The 19,309-nt window shown below is 32.6% G+C and carries 22 protein-coding genes and 1 riboswitch; of the genes, 5 read left to right on the top strand and 17 right to left on the bottom strand.

Annotation, left to right across the window (positions count from 1 at the left end; translation table 11 throughout):
• Positions 1 to 29: 29 nt before the first annotated feature.
• The 3 genes from ypeB to prsW form a co-directional block, all read right to left on the bottom strand.
• Positions 30 to 1,379: a germination protein YpeB gene (gene ypeB / locus ACQKP0_RS07275; RefSeq protein WP_427405157.1), complete on the bottom strand. Its 1,350-nt coding sequence runs from the start codon at positions 1,377 to 1,379 to the stop codon at positions 30 to 32.
• Positions 1,380 to 1,391: 12 nt separating this feature from the next.
• A complete protein-coding gene (sleB, locus tag ACQKP0_RS07280; RefSeq protein WP_427405158.1) occupies positions 1,392 to 2,228 on the bottom strand; it encodes a spore cortex-lytic enzyme in 837 nt (278 codons plus the stop codon).
• Between the two features lie 98 nt (positions 2,229 to 2,326).
• Entirely contained in the window at positions 2,327 to 3,031 is a 705-nt protein-coding gene (gene prsW / locus ACQKP0_RS07285) for a glutamic-type intramembrane protease PrsW (RefSeq protein ID WP_427405159.1), read from the bottom strand.
• 110 nt (positions 3,032 to 3,141) lie between these two features.
• Here prsW and ACQKP0_RS07290 point away from each other — a divergent pair, with 110 nt between their 5' ends.
• Entirely contained in the window at positions 3,142 to 4,113 is a 972-nt protein-coding gene (locus ACQKP0_RS07290; RefSeq protein WP_427405160.1) for an asparaginase, read from the top strand.
• Positions 4,114 to 4,167: 54 nt separating this feature from the next.
• On the opposite strand, the gene ACQKP0_RS07295 is transcribed toward ACQKP0_RS07290, so the two are convergent.
• The 5 genes from ACQKP0_RS07295 to ACQKP0_RS07315 form a co-directional block, all read right to left on the bottom strand.
• Positions 4,168 to 5,142: a YpdA family putative bacillithiol disulfide reductase gene (locus ACQKP0_RS07295; RefSeq protein ID WP_427405161.1), complete on the bottom strand. Its 975-nt coding sequence runs from the start codon at positions 5,140 to 5,142 to the stop codon at positions 4,168 to 4,170.
• Between the two features lie 175 nt (positions 5,143 to 5,317).
• Positions 5,318 to 6,595, bottom strand: coding sequence for a Glu/Leu/Phe/Val family dehydrogenase (locus ACQKP0_RS07300; RefSeq protein ID WP_427405162.1), 1,278 nt, complete (start codon positions 6,593 to 6,595; stop codon positions 5,318 to 5,320).
• A 211-nt stretch (positions 6,596 to 6,806) separates the two neighbouring features.
• Positions 6,807 to 7,367, bottom strand: a complete 561-nt coding sequence (locus ACQKP0_RS07305) for an adaptor protein MecA (protein WP_427405163.1) — start codon at positions 7,365 to 7,367, stop codon at positions 6,807 to 6,809.
• Positions 7,368 to 7,424: 57 nt separating this feature from the next.
• Positions 7,425 to 8,198 (bottom strand): metallophosphoesterase, encoded by a 774-nt coding sequence (locus ACQKP0_RS07310; protein ID WP_427405164.1) that lies wholly within the window; start codon positions 8,196 to 8,198, stop codon positions 7,425 to 7,427.
• Between the two features lie 137 nt (positions 8,199 to 8,335).
• Positions 8,336 to 8,968 carry a CBS domain-containing protein gene (locus ACQKP0_RS07315; RefSeq protein ID WP_427405165.1) on the bottom strand — a complete coding sequence of 211 codons (633 nt, stop codon included), beginning with the start codon at positions 8,966 to 8,968 and terminating at the stop codon, positions 8,336 to 8,338.
• A 192-nt stretch (positions 8,969 to 9,160) separates the two neighbouring features.
• Here ACQKP0_RS07315 and ACQKP0_RS07320 point away from each other — a divergent pair, with 192 nt between their 5' ends.
• From ACQKP0_RS07320 to ACQKP0_RS07330, 3 genes are read left to right on the top strand one after another with little or no spacing between them, the layout of a single operon-like run.
• Positions 9,161 to 9,379 carry a spore coat associated protein CotJA gene (locus tag ACQKP0_RS07320; protein WP_427405166.1) on the top strand — a complete coding sequence of 73 codons (219 nt, stop codon included), beginning with the start codon at positions 9,161 to 9,163 and terminating at the stop codon, positions 9,377 to 9,379.
• An 8-nt stretch (positions 9,380 to 9,387) separates the two neighbouring features.
• A complete protein-coding gene (locus ACQKP0_RS07325) occupies positions 9,388 to 9,648 on the top strand; it encodes a spore coat protein CotJB (protein ID WP_427405167.1) in 261 nt (86 codons plus the stop codon).
• Positions 9,649 to 9,696: 48 nt separating this feature from the next.
• Positions 9,697 to 10,266 (top strand): manganese catalase family protein, encoded by a 570-nt coding sequence (locus ACQKP0_RS07330; RefSeq protein WP_427405168.1) that lies wholly within the window; start codon positions 9,697 to 9,699, stop codon positions 10,264 to 10,266.
• 59 nt (positions 10,267 to 10,325) lie between these two features.
• Here the strand turns inward: ACQKP0_RS07330 and ACQKP0_RS07335 are convergent, their stop codons facing one another.
• The 5 genes from ACQKP0_RS07335 to ACQKP0_RS07355 all read right to left on the bottom strand — a co-directional run bounded on the left by ACQKP0_RS07335 (position 10,326) and on the right by ACQKP0_RS07355 (position 14,762).
• Complete coding sequence (locus ACQKP0_RS07335; protein WP_427405169.1) at positions 10,326 to 10,778, bottom strand: DUF2663 family protein; 453 nt, start codon at positions 10,776 to 10,778, stop codon at positions 10,326 to 10,328.
• Between the two features lie 130 nt (positions 10,779 to 10,908).
• Positions 10,909 to 11,622, bottom strand: a complete 714-nt coding sequence (locus tag ACQKP0_RS07340; RefSeq protein WP_427405170.1) for a LysM peptidoglycan-binding domain-containing protein — start codon at positions 11,620 to 11,622, stop codon at positions 10,909 to 10,911.
• 40 nt (positions 11,623 to 11,662) lie between these two features.
• On the bottom strand, positions 11,663 to 12,253 hold the full coding sequence (locus ACQKP0_RS07345; RefSeq protein ID WP_427405171.1) for a CPBP family glutamic-type intramembrane protease: 591 nt from the start codon (positions 12,251 to 12,253) through the stop codon (positions 11,663 to 11,665).
• On the bottom strand, positions 12,250 to 13,713 hold the full coding sequence (locus tag ACQKP0_RS07350; protein ID WP_427405172.1) for a RecQ family ATP-dependent DNA helicase: 1,464 nt from the start codon (positions 13,711 to 13,713) through the stop codon (positions 12,250 to 12,252). Before ACQKP0_RS07350 ends, ACQKP0_RS07345 begins: the two co-directional genes overlap by 4 nt.
• A complete protein-coding gene (locus ACQKP0_RS07355; RefSeq protein ID WP_427405173.1) occupies positions 13,710 to 14,762 on the bottom strand; it encodes a helix-turn-helix domain-containing protein in 1,053 nt (350 codons plus the stop codon). Before ACQKP0_RS07355 ends, ACQKP0_RS07350 begins: the two co-directional genes overlap by 4 nt.
• Before the next feature lie 251 nt (positions 14,763 to 15,013).
• Here ACQKP0_RS07355 and ACQKP0_RS07360 point away from each other — a divergent pair, with 251 nt between their 5' ends.
• Positions 15,014 to 15,262, top strand: coding sequence for a ferredoxin (locus ACQKP0_RS07360; RefSeq protein ID WP_427405174.1), 249 nt, complete (start codon positions 15,014 to 15,016; stop codon positions 15,260 to 15,262).
• Between the two features lie 52 nt (positions 15,263 to 15,314).
• On the opposite strand, the gene ACQKP0_RS07365 is transcribed toward ACQKP0_RS07360, so the two are convergent.
• The 4 genes from ACQKP0_RS07365 to sigX form a co-directional block, all read right to left on the bottom strand.
• Positions 15,315 to 15,884 (bottom strand): ECF transporter S component, encoded by a 570-nt coding sequence (locus ACQKP0_RS07365; protein WP_427405175.1) that lies wholly within the window; start codon positions 15,882 to 15,884, stop codon positions 15,315 to 15,317.
• Positions 15,885 to 16,033: 149 nt separating this feature from the next.
• A riboswitch (FMN riboswitch) is annotated at positions 16,034 to 16,177 on the bottom strand.
• A gap of 101 nt (positions 16,178 to 16,278) precedes the next feature.
• Complete coding sequence (locus tag ACQKP0_RS07370) at positions 16,279 to 17,151, bottom strand: peptidoglycan DD-metalloendopeptidase family protein (protein WP_427405176.1); 873 nt, start codon at positions 17,149 to 17,151, stop codon at positions 16,279 to 16,281.
• 179 nt (positions 17,152 to 17,330) lie between these two features.
• Positions 17,331 to 18,545, bottom strand: coding sequence for a hypothetical protein (locus ACQKP0_RS07375; RefSeq protein WP_427405177.1), 1,215 nt, complete (start codon positions 18,543 to 18,545; stop codon positions 17,331 to 17,333).
• A complete protein-coding gene (sigX, locus tag ACQKP0_RS07380) occupies positions 18,538 to 19,074 on the bottom strand; it encodes an RNA polymerase sigma factor SigX (protein ID WP_427405178.1) in 537 nt (178 codons plus the stop codon). The genes ACQKP0_RS07375 and sigX overlap by 8 nt, the downstream gene beginning before the upstream one ends.
• Positions 19,075 to 19,309 lie beyond the last annotated feature (235 nt).

A 19,309-nucleotide genomic window follows, 5' to 3' on the forward strand; every position in this document is an offset into this window, starting at 1 on the left:
TAAGAAAAGGAAAGCCTCTCAAGCCTTCCTTATAAAGTATTTTCATAAACTGGTTCAGCATTTTGTAATTTTTCAACTTTTTCTTCTACTCCATTATTTGCATTGATAAAAATTCTATATGTATCATTATCAAGAGTTCCTAAAAATTCATAACATAGAACTTCTTTACCTAGATCATTCACAATTATCGCTTGTCGATCTTCCATAATTTTTAATTTAGGATTAACAAATCCTTTTGCATCATTTTTTGTTATTTTCGGTTTTGCTATTATCCGGTTCTCGGTATTTTTCATAAAATCTTGCGCGGTAAATCCAATAGTCTGCCCATTATCCAGTGCAATTTTTATTTTTATTGTCTCTGGATAGATCCTCACACCTTTATCATTTACCACAAAGGACAATACCCCAACATTATCATATTGTGTAGTTTCAAAGACCTCCATATTTTTATAGCCGTTATCTTTCAAAAATTTAGTGGCTGAGTGAATCGCATCATTTAAACTTAGCTTTTGTTTTGAAATATCTCTTCTTTCAATAAAATAAATGGGGTGGCCGCCTTTTTTAGTAATATCTATGTTTCCTTCATTCCCATGTTCATCAGTCATTGTGACACTAAAAAATCCAAATTTCGATCCGTTACCATTTTGAGTGACTTTCACTTTTGTTGGGTTTTTAATATTTGTATATTTTTTGGCAATTAGTATAGCTTCACTTTTTCCAATTATTCTTCCTGTCACATTTTCAAAATTTTGATTTTTCTTTTGAAAGCCAACTAATGATGGATCTCCCGTATTTGATTCATCATAACCTTTTACTGTCTTTTCTACTGTTTTAAATCCATCAATGATCGTATTATCTGCAGCTTCTTTACCTGTCGCTAATGCCATTTCAACATCCATCCAGCGCAAATTATTTTTCAACACTAAATGCTGAACTTTGCGGAGCTCGTTTTGAATATTCGCACTTTGTGAATATAATTTTTTCAATGTACCATATTCATCCTTTGATAACGGTTCTTTATCAAGATCACGAACAGCCGTCCGATAACTAAATTTTCCTATATTTGATAAAAAGTCTTCTGTCTTGTTAAATGGTAATAGGGTAAGTGGCAACTGACCAACATTACTTTGTGCTTCTGAAGTAAGTCTCCAAACATCAACAAGTTGGGGTGATAATGATTTTCTTGAATTCATTGCTAATGTCGTTCCTATTTTGTCATGTAGTAAATCCATTTTATACGCTAAATCATGAAAAGCTCTTTGGTAGTTATTTTCTGTATTAATTAATATTGCATTTTTTTCCCTATGTTCCTGGTAACCCCATACCCCCGTCCCAATTACACCAAGTGTTAATACTGTGATTAATATTCCTCTAATCATATTCTCACCCCATTACATACAAAATATATGTTTCCCAATTCGCTTGATTTGTGGTCTTGACCAAATCCATTTACTTGTTGCGGTATCTGGATTAAAATAATATAATGCACTATTCGATGGATCCCAGCCATTAATCGCATCAATAACTGCTTTTTTGGCACGCTCATTTGGAGTAAGCCAGATTTGCCCGTCAGATACAGCTGTAAATGCACCTGGCTCAAAGATTACACCTGACACAGAATTAGGGAATGAGGAACTTTCAATTCTGTTTAATATAACAGCTGCTACTGCCACCTGACCTTCGTATGGTTCTCCTCTAGATTCCCCGTAAACTGCATTAGCTAAAAGTTGGATATCATTTTGAGAAAAACCTTTAGGAACATTTGCTGCGGTTACTTTCGAAGGGGCGGTCGTTTTTTTAGGTGCTGGTTTAGCTGGTGCAGTTGTTTTAGGTTTAATTTGTTTTGCTATATCAACACCACCATAATAAGTAAATTCGTTGCCTTTTTTTATTTGACCTTTTACAAATGATTCGTTATAGTTCGAAGCTTTGACCAATTTTGCTTTTGTAGTTGAACCAGCAAGGCCATCTATAGGTAATCCAAAATCCTTTTGAAAATTACGCAACGCCCAATAAGTCCCCCATCCAAAAACGCCATCTATTTTACCATGATAAAATCCAATATTTTGTAATCGGGCTTGTAACTCAATAACATCATTACCAACAGCCCCTCTTTGGATAACCTGATTTGAAAATGCTTGTACTGGAGTATCCTTTTGTGAAACTGACAAGGTAACAAGACAAAGAATTAACACAAACATTACTTTCACTAAAGTGTTATACTTCATTTGCGCCTTAACCCTCCAATTTAGAATTAAAAGTAGTTTTTGTTTTATCTGGGATTTTATTCAAAAATCAATGTAGACAAAAAAAACAATTGGACATATTATCCAATTGTATCTAAAGGTGATTCTTTATTTTCGATTTTAATACTTTCATGATGCTTCTTCGTTAAAATGTGAGCATGCTTGACTTTCTTAAGTGCTATCCACCAAAGAAATAACATAAAAGGGATCATGTAATATATCCATTTTGTATTTGATAAAATGATATAATCATAAAATCCATGGAGAAGATGTGGAATAATGAAAGAAAAAAACAATGTCTGTTTTCTTTTACGATCCAATGTAAATTTAGCTTTTCCAAAATAATAGCCCATCATTACTCCAAATAATGCGTGACTTGATACAGGTAGTAATGCTCTCCCTATTGCAGCACCCACCCCATCTGCTACTAAGTATAAAATATTTTCTACTGTTGCAAAGCCAAGTGAAACACTTGCACCATAAACAACACCATCATATGGTTCATTAAAATCCTCATGTTGATATACAACAAAAAAAAGGATAAACCATTTAAAAAATTCCTCTAACAATGCTATATTAATAAATGCATTAGAAATATTCCCTTGAAACACATGTTCCATCTGCAGGACATGTTGAATGAACATGATTGGGAATGTAAGAAACGCACCGAATATAAATGCTTTAAATACTGATAATATGGGTTCATGTTCGTACTGATCCCTTAAATAAAAATAACTTAATAGAGCTAATCCCGGTGCAATTCCTGCTGATAAAATTACCAGCATTTTTCGTCCTCTTTTCTTTATCATTTTCTTAATCGTATCATGTATACTGAAGAAAGAAAATAACATTTTCAAATATTGGAAGAGTACTATTAGTATTGGAGGAATAATAGATGAAAAAAAACATCTTAGTGATTCATACAGGCGGGACCATTTCTATGGTTGAAGATAGTTCTACAGGAGCAGTAAAACCTGGCAATGAAAACCCCTTGTCTACTCAAACAATGAGATTATCTAAATTAGCAAACTTAATTATAAAAGAACCTTTTAATTTACCATCACCCCATATTACCATTTCTGAAATATTATTTATAAAGAAATTAATTATGGATGAAACAAAGAATAAAAATATAGATGGAGTTGTAATTACACACGGGACTGATACTTTAGAGGAAACAGCCTATTTTTTAGATCTGACTATTGATCTAGATATACCTATTGTTGTTACAGGTGCGATGAGATCAAGTAACGAAATAGGATCTGACGGATTATATAATTTAATTTCTTCAATCAGAGTAGCTGCTTGCAATGATGCAATGGGTAAAGGTGTTTTAGTTGTTTTAAATGATGAGATTCACACAGCGGAAAATGTGACAAAGACACATACTAGTAATGTATCGACTTTCCAAAGCCCCCAATATGGACCTATTGGAATCGTCACTAAACAAGGTGTATTTTTCCATAACGCTCCAACTCATAAAGAAAAATACCATATTGATGAAATTACAAAACAAGTTGCATTATTAAAAGCTCACGCTGGGATGGATTCGTCATTATTTGAAGCAATACTTAATTTAAAATATGATGGCGTTGTAATCGAAGCACTTGGTCAAGGAAATTTGCCTCCTGCCACAGTACCAGGTATTCAATCCTTAATAGATGCGAACATTCCCATAATCATCGTCTCCAGATGTTTTAATGGGATTGCCCAAGATGTATATGGTTATGCAGGAGGAGGGAAACATTTAAAAGAAATGGGAGTCATTTTTTCTAACGGTTTAAATGGGCAGAAGGCAAGAATAAAACTTTTAATTGCACTATCCCATACGGATGATATGAAAGTAATTGAAGACATGTTTCATTAAAAAAACAAAATTGACCTGTACAATTATTCTACTAATCGTACAGGTCAATTTTGTTTAGTTTTCATAATCTCTTTTTTGAATATAGGAAGCTATTAATTCCCCGTGAAATCGGCCATTTTCAATAAAAATTTCATTTGCATTATTACCTGCGGCAATAACACCTGCAATAAATATTCCTTCAATATTGGTTTCCATTGTTTCAGGATTAAAATAGGGCTTACCCGTTTCCTTTTCTAATTTTACACCCATTCTCGTTAAAAAGGTGTGATCTGGATGATATCCTGTCATTGCAAACACAAAGTCATTTTGAATTTCTTTTATCTCACCATTTACACTATACTTTACGCTTTCATTCGTAATTACTACTGGATTCGAATTAAATTCCATTTGAATAGCACCATTACGAACTAATGAGTCAAATTCAGGCAGTATCCATGGTTTTACACTTTTTGAATACTCACTACCTCTATATAAAACGGTTACCTTTGCACCTGCTTTATTTAACTCAATAGCTGCATCTATAGCTGAATTTTTCCCACCGATTACTACTACATTCATATCAAAGAATGGATGAGCTTCTTTAAAATAATGGAAAACCTTATCCAAATCTCCGCCGGGAATATTCAAATAATTAGGATGATCATAATAACCCGTCGCGATAATTACATTTTTTGCTATATATTTATTTTTAGAAGTCGATACAACAAATCTTCCATCATCTTGTTTCTCAATTGTGTTTACTTTTTCAAAACGATTCAGTCGGAGCTGTGTTCTTTTAACTACTTCACGATAATAGTTCAACGCTTGATTTCTCTTTGGCTTTAGATGTTCATTGATAAAAGGGATTCCACCTATTTCAAGCTTTTCACTAGAGCTAAAAAAAGTTTGGTGTGTGGGGTAATGATAAATAGCATTAACAATGTTTCCTTTTTCAATAATCAGAGGATTTTCTCCAATGCTTTTAAGAGCTATTGCTGCCGATAATCCACATGGACCTCCCCCTACAATGATGCTATTTTCTACTTGCATTTGTGTCACCTCTATATTTAAATCGGAATTAAACTTTGTAAATGGGATGATTAAACAATACTATATCATAGTAAAACAAAATCAAAAAATCTCCCACCATTATTATGATAGGAGATTTTTATTATTACTGCAAATTATTTAAGATTAGCATATATAATTCCTAATGAATATAAAATTAAATCCAACCTCTGAAACGAGATGCCTCAGCTGATTTTCTAACACCAACCATATAAGCCGCAAGTCGCATGTCAACTCGTCTTGTTTGAGCTGTATTATAAACATTTTCAAAGGAATTTACTAATACTTTTTCAAGTTTTTCATCTATTTCCTCTTCAGTCCAATAGTATCCTTGGTTATTCTGTACCCATTCAAAATAAGATACTGTTACTCCACCAGCAGAAGCTAAAACGTCTGGAACTAATAATATACCGCGACGCGTTAGTATCTGTGTAGCTTCTAAAGTAGTTGGACCATTGGCAGCTTCGACAACGATTTGAGCGCGAATATTATGTGCATTTTCTTCTGTAATTTGATTCTCGATTGCAGCTGGAACTAAAATATCGCAATCTAACTCAAGTAATTCTTTATTTGAAATGGTATTGTCAAATAGCTTAGTTACTGTTCCAAAGCTATCACGGCGATCAAGTAAATAATCGATATCTAAACCATTCGGATCATAAAGTGCACCATAAGCATCAGAGATACCAATAACTTTTGCACCGGCATCATGCATAAACTTCGATAGAAAGCTTCCTGCATTACCAAAGCCTTGTACAACTACTCGTGCACCTTCAAGATTAATACCACGTTTTTTAGCTGCTTCACGGATACAAATGGTTACACCCTTAGCAGTTGCTGACTCACGTCCATGAGAACCGCCTAAAACAAGTGGTTTACCTGTAATAAATCCTGGCGAGTCATTTTCGCGTAATCTACTATACTCGTCCATCATCCAAGCCATTATTTGAGAGTTCGTAAATACGTCTGGAGCTGGAATATCTTTTGTAGGTCCTACGATTTGGCTTATGGCACGAACATAACCACGACTTAAAGCCTCAAGCTCACGAAATGACATTTCACGAGGATCACAAATGATCCCGCCTTTACCACCGCCATATGGTAAATTAACAATACCACATTTTAACGTCATCCATATAGATAATGCTTTCACTTCTTTTTCTGTTACATTCGGATGGAAACGAATTCCACCTTTTGTTGGACCAACAGCATCATTGTGTTGGGCGCGATATCCGGTAAAAATTTTAACTGATCCGTCATCCATACGAACAGGTATTTTTACTGTTAACATACGGATTGGTTCCTTTAATAATTCATAAACTTCCTCTGGATATCCTAGCTTTTCTAATGCTTTGTGAATAACTGTTTGTGTTGATTTTAAAACATCGTGTTTCTCTTCTAATGATTGAATATCTGCACCCTTTTCGGCTGCCATTGTTGCAAACCTCCTAAAAATCACTCGTGATGAGTATTCGTCCTTTCAGACATAGTATACACCTTTACTATATTTATGCAAGACAAAAAAGCAATACTTTTTATTTTTTTGTAAACGCTATCAAAGATGTATCATAGATTCTTAGATTGAGATTTTATTTATACAAATATTTTGAGGGCAACCTTGCTTTTGGGTCACCCTAATGACAGCATTATTCAATTAATCGATTAAAATAACCAGTTAATATTCCTAAGGCATTTTGTTCAATAATAATGTTTCCATATTCCTCCAACATATAAACTGACAAACTTGACACATCACCAAATTCCTCACATAGGACATTAATTGGCTGCTTAGTAGGCAATACCAGGAAGTATTGATCCTCGAAAACAATTAACTTGCTATTTGTCGATATGCTGAGATTGTTCAATCTATTAGCAAGTGCGATAACATTTTCTATCGATTCAAAACAATAAATTGATTCTTTAATATGTGAATGAATTAATTGATTTTGTATAATTTCCTCCTGTTGTGAAATTTCATCCATTGTTAAGATTAAAACAATCTCCTTTGAATTAAGTGAGAATATTTCAATTGAAATAGTATCTGGAATCTCACAATGGTATTCTTCTTGAGCAATCTCAACCATTTCATCAAACAAATCATACCAAATGAATGATTCAATTTCTCCCTCAAGGAATCCCTTTGCTGATAATTCTTCAAAGGAAATGGAGTATTTTATTTTATTACGAGCTAAACGTTCTAATTTCATTATTTCCGCCCCCTGATATGGCTTCTACACCATACTATGTAAGGAGAAAAAGAACGTTCATTTTTTACTCTTTTTTAATCTGATTATATGGGTTTCTGGTTTAGCACCTAATCTTAATGGAAACATGGATGTTCCGTAACCATTACTTATCAATTGAGTTACAAAAGGATATGTATAGATCCCTCCTCTTTTATACGGGCTATAACCAAATATTCTGATTTGACCACCATGTGTATGACCACTTAAAATAAACGAGATCGAATGAATGTTTGTTATTTTTTTTATGATATTAGGATTATGGCTGATTAGAATTTGAAAACAGGAGTGATCAACTTTTTGCATTGCTAAATGTAAATCATCTTTTTCAAGAGAAATATCATCAATCCCAATAATTGCAATTTTCTCTCCTTCAGTTGATTTAAGTATTTCAGTGTCATTTCTGAGCATAACTACATTATGCTTCTCAAATAATTGAATTAATTTTTCACTTCTTACTTCATAATCATTATTTCCCCAAACAAAGAAAGTACGCCCTAACCTCCCTAACTGAATGATATTATATTCCACTTGTTCAAATGGCACATGCTCTTCAGTTAAGTCGCCCCCAATAATGACAATATCAACTTTCCCCATTGCTTCATTGATAATTAAGGGGTTAATTTTTCGACGATGAATATCTGAAATAAAAAAAATTTTTAACGTTTTAAAGCTATTAGGAAAATCCTGAAATTCAAAAGTATGATAATAAACCTTGTTTTGGAAAGCCTCCAAGATCATAAAAATTAGGAGAAATAAACCCGCTAAAAAGATAAAAATTATACTGTAAATCATATTACCTCCAAGTGTATATCTATCTTTTTCATAAAAATGAATAAGATAGATTACTATTTTAAGTTCAAATTGATCATCATGAATGTGGGAGATATTAGACTAAAAACCCCCCCTTTGTAAAGGGAGGGTTGATCATATTAATCTTCGTTTATATTGAGAACACGAAACCCGGATTCTTCAAGACTAGTAATGAATTTATCAATATTATCTCGTTTTTCGATTTTTAAAACGATTCGTCGTACTAATTTATCTGTTTCATCAAATGTTACAAGTGAGATAACAGACTCATGATATTGTTGAATAATATTAGCTAGTCTAGCTATTCTTCCTTCAACTTCAACAGAACTAAATGCAATACGAATACCAGGACGTTTAGTTCCGAATGCACTTTGGAATTGCTCTATAACATCAAATCTAGTTACGACACCTAAAAATTTCCTTGATTCATCGACAACTGCAAATAAAGGAAAATCCTTTAGTGCAATTAAAGTGTTTTCAAATATTTCAGATCCCTGAAAATAGATTTCTTGATGTGTCGCAATATCCTTAACCTTTGTTGATTGAAGAAATTCTTCTTTTGGCAATTCTGACTGAAAATAGTTTTTATAGATATGGTAGTGAGTAATCATCCCTACATATTCTTCTCCACTTAATACAGGTAAGCCATCAACGCTTTTTGATCTTAAAACTTGTAATGCTTTTTCAACTGAATCATTAGCATCCACGTAGAAACAACGTGATTTAGGAATCATAATATTTTTTGCAAACATAACCTATCACCTCATAAAAATAATTCACCATGCAATTATATTTCAACATGATAAGAAAAATACCCTTTATAAATTTAAAATTTTTTGTTTAACTATACACTTCGATCATACCATTATTATATTATTTTGACATGATGGACAAATTTTGCCCATAAAATAAAATGATGACATATTATTTAGGGAGGGAAGATGATGCCTTCATTTTATAAAAGTTATGAACCATATATTAGCCCTTTTGACCCTTGTCCGCCATTACAAGTAAAGACCTATTCTACTCCACCAAACTTATATTTCGAATTCCAACCACCTAATTTACCACAATTCCCGCCGCTGGAGGCCTTAAGAAAAGGAACACTTTGGCAGCCTCTTTACGATCCATATTATAGTCCGTATGAAAGAGCAAGGGAGTGAAACAAAGTATGACTCAAATAACTCCTGAATATTACAAAGTCTTAGAAGAACTTCAAGCAATAGATTTCGTTATTATCGAGCTGACTTTATATTTGGATACTCATCCCGGGGATCAGGACGCTATTCAACAATACAATTTATGTATCCAACAACGAAAAAAGATAAAAAAAGAGTTCGAAAAGCAATTCGGTGCATTGACCCATTTTGGTTATAGTTATTCACAGTATCCCTGGGATTGGAAGGAAGCTCCATGGCCTTGGCAAGTGTAGAGGAAAAGTTGAAGGGGGCTAGCCTGAAAGAAAGGAGCGGAATTTGTAATGTGGGTATATGAAAAAAAACTCCAATATCCAGTAAAAGTAAGCCAATGTAATCCCATGCTCGCTAAGTTCTTAATTGAACAATACGGAGGGTCGGATGGTGAACTCGCTGCAGCCCTCCGTTATTTAAATCAACGATATACAATCCCAGACAAAGTAATTGGTTTATTAACAGATATTGGTACTGAAGAATTTGCTCATTTAGAAATGATTGCAACAATGGTTTATAAACTTACAAAAGATGCTACGCCTGATCAAATGAGAGAAGCTGGCTTAGGTTCTCATTATGCGAATCATGAAAAAGCGCTCTTTTACGAAAATGCAGGTGGATCGCCATGGACAGCTACTTATATAGCTGCAAAAGGTGATCCGATTGCAGATTTATATGAAGATATAGCAGCAGAAGAAAAAGCAAGGGCCACTTATCAGTGGATCATTAATATGAGTGATGATCCTGACATTAATGATAGTTTAAGATTCTTAAGGGAACGTGAAATCATCCACTCCCTACGATTCCGTGAAGCAGTTGAAATATTAAAAGAGGAAAAAGATAAGAAAACAGTTTTTTAATTATCAGAGTATTAGACTTTACTAAAATTTAAAAAGTCAAATTTAGTAAATATACTTAATTACTTCGTTTCATGATACAAATTAATATTATATTTTGCTTTCATCATTTCAAAAACAACATTTCTAGAAACCCATGCTTCATTTTTCCATAAGTCCTTGCTCCGATCAATAATTTCACATCTTAACTCATGATACTCTTTTTCAGCTTTTTCTTTTTTTTCATATAAAACTTTTGTGGCTCCAAATGAAGCTACTGCAATAAAAATAAAGATCAAATGCTTGTTCTCTCCGACTATAATAGAAAAAATCTTTGCAAAGGAATACGAATAAGGATCTAGTATACGGTAATACATTAAATAAAGAATTCCAAAACTATAAAATACACTAATCCATAAAAGGAAAATATGACGCTGTTTTAATCGATCAAATTTCGCCTTTTTTTCCACCAAATTTTGCAACACTTGCTTAGTTGCTTGATCTGTTAGTTTTAGTGATAAAATAGAAGATTCCATAACACCACCCCCTAGGATAAGTGTATGTGCTAGTCCCTATGGGTATGCTTAGAAAAAACTATACAACATTCTAAAAATAAATATCAGAGAGTAAATTGAAAGAAATCGGCGAAATAACCGATTTCTTTCTCTAATCTACAGATTGCAAATGAATTTGTAATACCTGACCTGCCATAATATCATCATTCGCAATGTTATTCCATTGCTTAATTTTTTCTATGCCTTCTTGAGAGTGATAGTATTTCATTGCAATACTAAACAATGTTTCTTTAGGTTGAACTGTATGATATATAATTTTTTGCTCGGATGATGGAGTACTTATCGTTTGATTTGTACCATTCATAGATTCGCTGCTTGCTACTTCCTCTTCTTTTGTCTCAATAGTTGTTCCAAGTTTTTCAGAGGATTGTTTCTTTTTGTTCTTTCGATTTGGATTTGTTTTCTGCTCTTCAGTATTTCTCTGATCATTTTGATTTAACTTATTGTTTTGAGTATCCTCATTCGTTTTTTCAATGTTTTTATTAGAATCTTCTATTTCAAAAGATATTTCTTCGCCATTTGCTTTTATTTCTGAACCTTTTAATATCGGCTTATCATTTAACAGTGAATAAACTGAATAACTTATAATTGCTATCGGAAGTAATATAAAAAATATTAATAATGCCCTTATCAAAGGAAATTTTAATTTCTTTTTCTTTTTTTTCTTTTTATGACCATGCACTTCACTACGAGATGGCAGTGATTTGCTCATTTCATCATCATTAAGAACTAATTCTTCCAAAGGAACTTTCTCAATTCTTTTTTTAAACTTCTCAACTTGCTCACGATAAGGATCAGTTGACATAATATTCACTCCCCACATCGCTATTTCTTTTTCTCATAATCTAACTATGTAAATGTCTATTCTTATATTTAATCCCTAATCCTAATAAAAAGTCTATCGTAAAGTGCATGACGATGGTGGTAAACAAATTATGGTTAGTTAGTTCATAGATTATTCCAATCCAAAAGCTTAAAATTAATATATTTACAATTAGAAACCAATGTCCCCAATAACGTAAATGAATTATTGCGAAAATAATACTTGCAATGATAAATCCAAAATTAGTTTGGATCACCCCTCGAAAAAGCACCTCTTCACAAATAGCTATTGTTGCGGCTAAAAAGGCAATCTCTATGAATGAGCGATTTGTAAAAATCTTTTCATTTATCCCGCCATCATCATAATAATGACTGGGTAAGACTTTCATTAAAAAAGTATCTAATAGAACAATTATCACACCACTTGATAAACCAAGAGTAATGATAGAACCATTGATTCGAAACAAGTTGAAAAAAGTCGAAAGATCCTTAAATAAAAATATACCTGAAATGATTGATATCGTTAATAGGATAAATTGAGTAACAAATAAATGAAAAGTTAGTTCTCGTTTTGTTAATTGTTTTATCAATTCAGATTGCTTGTTTTTTCTCATGCTTTATCGCCTCTTAGCAATAATTTATTCAGCATCGATAGCCAGTTCTCTTTTTCTTCTATGAACACATCTAAATCTTTCATATTGTAATCATTCATTTGGATTCCACATTTATCACAGCAATTGTAATTTTGAGAGATTGGTTTTTCATTAAAATATTGTAAAATACCTCTTCGACGACAATTAGTAGATTGAATCCATTTTTTCATTTCTTGTAACTTTAATCGTTTATATTTTACACGTTCTTCACAAATTTTTTTGACTTTTTGAACGACTTCAGTCTCACCCTTAAATAATTCACTGTAAAAATTCAGAAACCTCAATTGTATATCAGTAAGATTTAAAAATGCTATTTCTCTTTCACTGTTATGCTCATTATTTATCGCATAGAATTGTTCAATTTGAAATTCGGTTGGCAGTTCATTTTCGAATATTTGTAATGGCAATAATTCATCTCCGGAAGAATATAAAAGAATAGCAATGCTTTTCTCTCCATCCCTTCCAGCTCTGCCAATCTCTTGCAAATATGATTCAATTTGATAAGGCATATGAAAATGGATAACGAATCGAATATTTTCTTTATTGACTCCCATCCCAAAAGCACTTGTAGCACAAATCACTTGTAGTTGATCATGTAAAAATTGCTGCTGAATCAATATTCTTTGCTCTTGATCCATTCCTCCATGATAGCTTTCTGCTTTTGCAATTCCATGTTTTCTGAGTAAAGTTGCTATTTCTTCTGATACACGTTTACTCGAAAAATAAATAATACCGGGTTTCTGTAATCCTTTTACTAATTGTAACAGCTTGTTAGTTTTTTCTTGATAATTAGCAGTTTCTTCTACTACTAATGCTATATTGGGCCGATCGACAGAAAAAATCAATTCATTTACTTTATTTAAATTAAGATAATGGATAATATCATTACGGACATCATCTGTTGCTGTTGCAGTCAAAGCTAGGGTTACTGGATTTCCAAGGTGTAAACGTACTTCTTTCAAACATAAATAATCCGGCCTGAAATCATGCCCCCATTGAGAAATGCAGTGTGCTTCATCGATAACAAACAGAGAAACGACGATCTTCTTTAATTTCTGTATCACAACTTGATTTGTTAGCATTTCAGGTGAAATATAGATAAATCGATAATATTGTAGTGATTGAAGAATTTTTTTTCGCTCCTGTATACTTAAAAAGGAATTTAACGCTACTACCTTCTTTTCTCCATTTATTCGAAGCTGCTCTACTTGATCTTGCATAAGAGAAAGTAATGGTGAAACGATCACAACAGTACCCGGTAACATATACCCAGGTATTTGGTAGCAAAGAGATTTACCTGTACCAGTTGGAAGTACAGCTAATGTATCTTGACCAGCTAGGATTGAAGTAATGACTTCCTCTTGTCCTTTGCGAAACGAATGATATCCAAAATGTTTTTTTAAAGTTTCGTACAGCTTCATTCCCATACTCCTTGTTTTGCAAGTGCTAGCCGAATTTGAAAATAAGAAACATCACCAATAGCATCTTTTATTGGCTTTAGCTTTTTTTGTGTAACTGAGTTTGCAATTTTAATAATCTTTTGCTCTAATTCTTTTTGTAAGTATGGTGATATGTCAAAATTGGTATCATTCAAGACAATCTCGATAACATGATCTTCAATCGTACTTTCTTTTAGTCTCCGTAAATTTGCGACTTCCGGTATCGAATACCCTTTTTTTAGTAATATTAAGCTTTCGACAGTAGATTTTGTAAGGGGTATATTACGGTAAGTATCAGAAATGAGAGAGTACAAAAATGAAAACTCCGATTTATTAAGTATCATTGTTTCAAGCATATAATGGAGCAAATGAATAAAACGATACCAATACTCTGTATTCTCCATCAAAAAATATTCTGCTGCCTGATCGATTGTTTTTCCAAATTGATTGTTTCCCGTTAATCGGATAACCAAGATTTCTGGATTCTCAGGAGAATGCTTTAAAAACAATGATGCGATTTCATGATAAAGTTGATCTGAAAGTTGTGGTCTTGTATATCGGCTCTCTTTTAAGAAAGACTTCACCCATTGTTGTATATCTTCATCCCTTTGAATGGGGGAGTATCTATTTATTTCATGAATAGAATTTGATAGTACTTGAATTAATAAATTGATTCGTTTCCAAAAAGTAATAGCTATATCTTGATATTTTAATCCATTCAAATATTTTGGGAATGGTCGTTTTTCAAAAAAATCGTGCAGCTCTTTTTCGCCGTATTTTGATATATAAAACTTTTGATTTTCTTTTTGACAAATAAGGTTCTTCTTCTCAAGTTCCATTATCATTTCTTCAAAAACATCTCTTTGTAAAAACGGGAATGTTTGAAAAAAAACTCCAAGCTTAAATAAATGTGCATCTTGTATGGTTTGTGAGGACTTTTTTCCTTTTAGTAAATGGTAAATAGAGTAAACTGTACGAGATCCCTTTATTTTTTGTATATTCAATAGAATCAATGCTTGTAAAAACGTCATCTGTTTTTACCTCATTATATGTCTTTTTATGTCTAATTTTATCACGAAAGCATAGTTTTTTGTTATATAAATTCATTTCATTATTACAAATAATCGAGTAAAACCTTATAAAACAGGTTTCTTAACCCATAACTATTGAAAAGTTCAAAGATGAGTTTTATTATTATGAGTGAGCCAATGAAAGATATGCATCCATCCTTTTTTGATTTTTCCATTATAAGGATAGATATAGATTATTAGGAGGTCATTTCATGCCAAAATTTACAATTGTTGATAAGGATACATGTATAGCTTGTGGTGCTTGTGGTGCTGCAGCTCCAGATATTTTTGATTATGATGACGAAGGAATTGCCTATAACATTTTGGATAACAACAAGGGAACTGAAGAGATTCCGGAAATTTTGGAAGATGATTTAATTGATGCTTTTGAAGGATGTCCTACAGACTCTATTAAAGTAGCCGACGAATCATTTGACGGCGACCCATTAAAATTTGAGTAATAATACAAAAGGCAAGTGCTCTTATCTGAAGCACCTGCCTTTTTTCCTTTTATTAATTATTAATAATGGATTGTTTATTAATCCAATTTTGCATTCGTGAAAATAAAAGCATAAAAATAATTGAAACGATAATACCTTTAATAATGTTAAAAGGTAAAATCCCCGCTATAATGTATTCTTTTACATTCGGTACTGAAAAATTCATTAATATTAAATAGGCAGGTAGAATGACAAAATAATTTAGGACGCTCATCATAACTGCCAATGATAATGTACCAATAAATAAAGCAAAAGTCATACCTTTTTTTGTTTTCATACGCTTATAAATAAAATAAGTTGGTAAAACAAATAAAATTCCAGCGAAAATATTTGCAATATTTCCAATCGGTAAACCAGCTTCACTACCATGAGTGAAGTAATCTAACGCATTTTTGATAATTTCCACTAATATAGCACCGACTGGTCCAAATAATAAAGCGGCGATAAATGCAGGTATATCGCTAAAATCGACTGTTAAGTACGGCGGGAATGGCGGTATCGGAAACTTAATAAACATGATCACATACGCCAAACTGCTTAACATTGCAATACCAATAAACATTTTTAAATTTAATTTTCTCAAAATCCTCTCTCCTTTTGAGATTCATCCCATGTCAGAAGAAAGTTGCCATAAGCAATACCATAAATAAACCCTCAAGGTATAGACCTTGAGGGAGAATTAGAGGCATGCTTAAATAAGTGTTTAAAACCTGCATTTTTAAACACTGGCACCTCCATCTTCTCCCATCCAGACTGTACTGTCGGCTTTGGAATCACACCAAATCCTGCCCAAAACTGCTAGGCTCGCGGGCTAAGAAGCAATATTTTTGCTCCATTACCGCCGGTCGGGAATTTCACCCTGCCCCGAAGATGAATCGTATTAATTTTACACATATATTATATCTTATCTAAATTATTTTGTGAAGAAAAACATTTCGAATTCAAGATGCTTGTCATCACAGGTAAAATTTTTTCTTTTAAATATGTTTAATAATGATTTTCTGTTTCGGAAGAATTAAGTCTTTATTAATGATGTGATTCCAGCTCAGTAATTGATTTATCGAAACATTATATATTCTCGAAATTTTACTTAATGTATCTCCAGTTTTTACTACATATACGCTTTCATCTTTTACCACTTTATCTGCTTTGGATTTTAAATTGTTACTTATACTATTTTCAAAAAGATTCGCTTTAGAAATATCAGTAAATGAATGTGTAGTAATAATAATATCATCCGCTACTGGATTAGCAGAAACATTATTAGTATGTGTATTTTCATTCATTTCACTAGTCACATCCACAACTCCATATGGATCATGGTTTAAGGCAAAGACCAATTGACCAATTTCTCCTTTTCCGTAAACAAGAAACGGATCAATTGCATTTTCTTTCTCAATTGTCCATTCACCCTTATGAATTTCAAAATGGAGATGATTTCCGGTTGAGTGACCCGTATTACCCATTAACCCTATTTGGTCACCTTTTTTTACCTTTTGTCCATCCTTGACAATTCTTTTACTTAAATGAGCATAAACTGTTTCAAATCCGTTTGAATGATGAATAAAAACAACATTCCCATAAGATTCCGAGTAATATGAACGAACTATTTCTCCATCATCTACTGCAAATATAGATGATTTAAATTTTCCTGCAATATCAATTCCTTTATGTACTCCTCCCCTTGAATCAAAAACATCGGATATTTCACCTTCAGCTGGGAAGTACCACTCCATCGTCTTATCATGTATATTTAAATCTGTCGCTTGAGCTCTACCGCCTAATATAATAATACTTACAAAAAGCGCCAAAATAGCCACTATTAATATTCTTTTCAAATAGTCAAACATATTTATCCTCCTCGGGTAATGACTCTTGCTTTCACTTATATGACAGCCTGTATGTTTTTAGAACAAATTGTCAAATCCAAGTTTGGTAGAGCAAAGCTTAGTTTATGCTGAATGGAATTTTTTATGCAAAAAAATAAGCAATTAGTCTAAATAAACTAATTGCTTACAAATTGAAATTTTCATTCATTAAATGAATAACCGTTCGGAGAAATAGGTACTGATATTTGACTAGAAAAATCGTATTCTTCCCACTTTAAAGGTGAAATGTTTTTAAAAGATACAAACTTATATCCAAAATTTTTCGCTGTCAGCAGAATTCCATCTAACATAGTTTTATAATCCAAAACATTATTATTGCTTAGATTTAATCGATCTTTAAATTGGATGATTACATGTTCCCGGCTTTCTTCCTTTACAGTTGTTATGATATTTTTAGGAATAAGGGGTCGATAATAGTCATTCGGTGCTATTTTCATATTTTTTAAAGCTTTTCCTAATGAATCATATTTTTCATCTGATGGTATGAGCAAGTTTTTTCCATTTGTGTTTTCATAAATGAAATACCCCTTTTTAAGTATTTTATTTATTTTTATAGTAGTTTCTAAAAGCCCAGTGTTATTCAATTCTACTTGGTTCCCGTGCTCATCTGAAAAATCCACTTCAGATACATCATCCTGGTAAGCAAAGCTATAGTTCAAAATATTATTTAAATTCTGTTCTACATATTCAGGAACTTTACTCCAATCTTTTAGATTTATAATAATGTGAAGTTTTTTATCTGATTGATGATACTCCAATTCACCCGTGAAAATTGGATCACTGGAGAATCCCCATTTTTTGAATGGCAGCTTTTTTAATGTATCTAAATATTTGGTCAGCCACTCTGAATTGGATTTAGGAACGATGACACTAATAGGTACAACAATAGCATCTTTTGTAAAGACTCCGTAATTGAATATATCATTTTCATTCATATCCTTCTCATAAACAGCGGACATTTCTGTGGATTCCTTAGGAAGAGAACTTGGCTTGCCTTTGTCAACTTTATCAGCAGCAGTATTCTGATTTTCCAAAAAAGGAAGATTCTCACTCTTCTCATACAATGGATCAGTTTTCTTTTCGGCACTATCCTTTTTAACATTACTTTTGTCTGCAGTAGCTACTTGATTATTATTAGGCTGCACAAAAAAGGATGATGATATTAAAATGATCAGGATAGCTGCCGCAGCTACAATAACACTAGGAATTAGGAAAGCCCGTTTCTTCCTTAGATTTCTATTTTGATTGCTTATGATATTATTATAAATTTCTTCAGGACTACGATGATCAATCATTTTTGGCATATTAGTTAGTAGATCCTCTAAGTGGCGTTCTTCATTTTCATATTTAGCCATAACGCTGCACTCCTCCTTCCTGACTTCTTTCCTCCATTAATTTTCGCAAAATGTTTATTGAACGATGCTGGGTAGTCTTTACCTTACTTTCTGTCCAGCCAAGTACCTCAGCTGTTTCTTGAATAGATAAACCATTTAAATAACGCATAATAATGACCATTTTTTGATCCTGTGTACAAGCATCCAAGCATTCATACAAAATGCGAACATCCTCATTTTGTAATACTATTTCTTCAGGTATTGCTGTTTGATCCTTTAATAGACGGCGATTCCAGTCAAATGCTTCTATGAGCTTCGCTTTCCAATTCTTCTGCTTTCGAAAATGGTCAATCGCCACATTTCTTGCAATTGAAAATAGCCAAGTTTTCTCGGAGCTTTTCCCTTTAAAATTTTGATAGGATTTAAAAACTCTTATATAAACCTCCTGGACTAAATCCTCAGCTTGTTCTCGATTCTTAACCATATAAAATAAAAACTGAAATAAATCTCTATGATACTTTTGATGTAATTCATTGAAAACGGAGTCCATTCATCCCCCTCCTCCGTTATATATTTAGTCGTAAAAAATCGATATAGGTTACATTTTTATTGCAATTTCTTTTTATGTTTTTATATTACCAAAATAAGGACAAATGTGGAAGCTGCTTGGTCAGCCTCGAATTAATATGGTTTTTCACAAGGAAGTGCGCCTTTTTACTTCTTTGATAAAAGTTTATTTGACCACAAGGGGAATGTGCTTTAGCTTGACATAAAAAAAGCGCTAT

Source organism: Heyndrickxia sp. NPDC080065, from assembly GCF_050281185.1.
Lineage (GTDB): Bacteria > Bacillota > Bacilli > Bacillales > Bacillaceae_C > Heyndrickxia.

Excerpts from the sequence above, each read along its gene's own strand:
- ypeB (WP_427405157.1), bottom strand. The coding sequence starts at position 1,379 with ATGATTAGAGGAATATTAATCACAGTATTAACACTTGGTGTAATTGGG.
- sleB (WP_427405158.1), bottom strand. The coding sequence starts at position 2,228 with ATGAAGTATAACACTTTAGTGAAAGTAATGTTTGTGTTAATTCTTTGT.
- prsW (WP_427405159.1), bottom strand. The coding sequence starts at position 3,031 with ATGCTGGTAATTTTATCAGCAGGAATTGCACCGGGATTAGCTCTATTA.
- ACQKP0_RS07290 (WP_427405160.1), top strand. The coding sequence starts at position 3,142 with ATGAAAAAAAACATCTTAGTGATTCATACAGGCGGGACCATTTCTATG.
- ACQKP0_RS07295 (WP_427405161.1), bottom strand. The coding sequence starts at position 5,142 with ATGCAAGTAGAAAATAGCATCATTGTAGGGGGAGGTCCATGTGGATTA.
- ACQKP0_RS07300 (WP_427405162.1), bottom strand. The coding sequence starts at position 6,595 with ATGGCAGCCGAAAAGGGTGCAGATATTCAATCATTAGAAGAGAAACAC.
- ACQKP0_RS07305 (WP_427405163.1), bottom strand. The coding sequence starts at position 7,367 with ATGAAATTAGAACGTTTAGCTCGTAATAAAATAAAATACTCCATTTCC.
- ACQKP0_RS07310 (WP_427405164.1), bottom strand. The coding sequence starts at position 8,198 with ATGATTTACAGTATAATTTTTATCTTTTTAGCGGGTTTATTTCTCCTA.
- ACQKP0_RS07315 (WP_427405165.1), bottom strand. The coding sequence starts at position 8,968 with ATGTTTGCAAAAAATATTATGATTCCTAAATCACGTTGTTTCTACGTG.
- ACQKP0_RS07320 (WP_427405166.1), top strand. The coding sequence starts at position 9,161 with ATGCCTTCATTTTATAAAAGTTATGAACCATATATTAGCCCTTTTGAC.
- ACQKP0_RS07325 (WP_427405167.1), top strand. The coding sequence starts at position 9,388 with ATGACTCAAATAACTCCTGAATATTACAAAGTCTTAGAAGAACTTCAA.
- ACQKP0_RS07330 (WP_427405168.1), top strand. The coding sequence starts at position 9,697 with ATGTGGGTATATGAAAAAAAACTCCAATATCCAGTAAAAGTAAGCCAA.
- ACQKP0_RS07335 (WP_427405169.1), bottom strand. The coding sequence starts at position 10,778 with ATGGAATCTTCTATTTTATCACTAAAACTAACAGATCAAGCAACTAAG.
- ACQKP0_RS07340 (WP_427405170.1), bottom strand. The coding sequence starts at position 11,622 with ATGTCAACTGATCCTTATCGTGAGCAAGTTGAGAAGTTTAAAAAAAGA.
- ACQKP0_RS07345 (WP_427405171.1), bottom strand. The coding sequence starts at position 12,253 with ATGAGAAAAAACAAGCAATCTGAATTGATAAAACAATTAACAAAACGA.
- ACQKP0_RS07350 (WP_427405172.1), bottom strand. The coding sequence starts at position 13,713 with ATGAAGCTGTACGAAACTTTAAAAAAACATTTTGGATATCATTCGTTT.
- ACQKP0_RS07355 (WP_427405173.1), bottom strand. The coding sequence starts at position 14,762 with ATGACGTTTTTACAAGCATTGATTCTATTGAATATACAAAAAATAAAG.
- ACQKP0_RS07360 (WP_427405174.1), top strand. The coding sequence starts at position 15,014 with ATGCCAAAATTTACAATTGTTGATAAGGATACATGTATAGCTTGTGGT.
- ACQKP0_RS07370 (WP_427405176.1), bottom strand. The coding sequence starts at position 17,151 with ATGTTTGACTATTTGAAAAGAATATTAATAGTGGCTATTTTGGCGCTT.
- ACQKP0_RS07375 (WP_427405177.1), bottom strand. The coding sequence starts at position 18,545 with ATGGCTAAATATGAAAATGAAGAACGCCACTTAGAGGATCTACTAACT.
- sigX (WP_427405178.1), bottom strand. The coding sequence starts at position 19,074 with ATGGACTCCGTTTTCAATGAATTACATCAAAAGTATCATAGAGATTTA.